Annotated in this window: 1 pseudogene; it reads left to right on the top strand. The window is 71.2% G+C overall.

The features are described from left to right. Positions 1-243: 243 nt before the first annotated feature. Positions 244-507, top strand: a pseudogene (locus tag DN069_RS40535) (hypothetical protein); the annotation flags it as partial.

Here is a 507-nt window from a genome sequence, read left to right as displayed (position 1 = left end):
CCGCTCGAAACACCGCTTCTGACGCCGAGGGTAGTCCTTGCCGGGCCCGCCCGTCGTTTCCCTTGACGTGTGACCAGCACGTATCCTCCGCTGGGCTGAAAGTGCACACCCACGCGCTGACATCCCGCACGTCCCCAGCACGCCTGCTCCACCCGGACCTTCCCCCAGCCTTCGGCCGGGGGTGCCCCCATCCCACCCACCCCGTGGGACGGGCCCGGAGCACGACGCCAGGAGATCCCTGCCATGGCGGAACTGACCCCGGTCGGCACGCGCCTGACCGAGGCCCTGCTCCCTCTCGAACTCGCCCCGCGCGAACGCCTGCGCCTCCGCTCCCTGAGCCGGTGGAACGCGCTGCGCGGCGTCCGTGTCGGTCTGACCGTCGCCGTCCTGCTGTTCCTGCTGATCGGCGCGAACCTGGCGACCCCCCTCTACCCCGCGCTTCAGGCCCGCCTCGGCCTGACCCCGGTGGACACGACCGTCCTGTTCACCGTCTACGTCTTCGCGCTC

Source organism: Streptacidiphilus pinicola (assembly GCF_003258295.1).
GTDB classification, from domain to species: Bacteria; Actinomycetota; Actinomycetes; order Streptomycetales; family Streptomycetaceae; genus Streptacidiphilus; species Streptacidiphilus pinicola.
The sequence above is the reverse complement of the archived record's forward strand: the minus strand, read 5'-3'. Positions and strand labels throughout refer to the sequence as shown.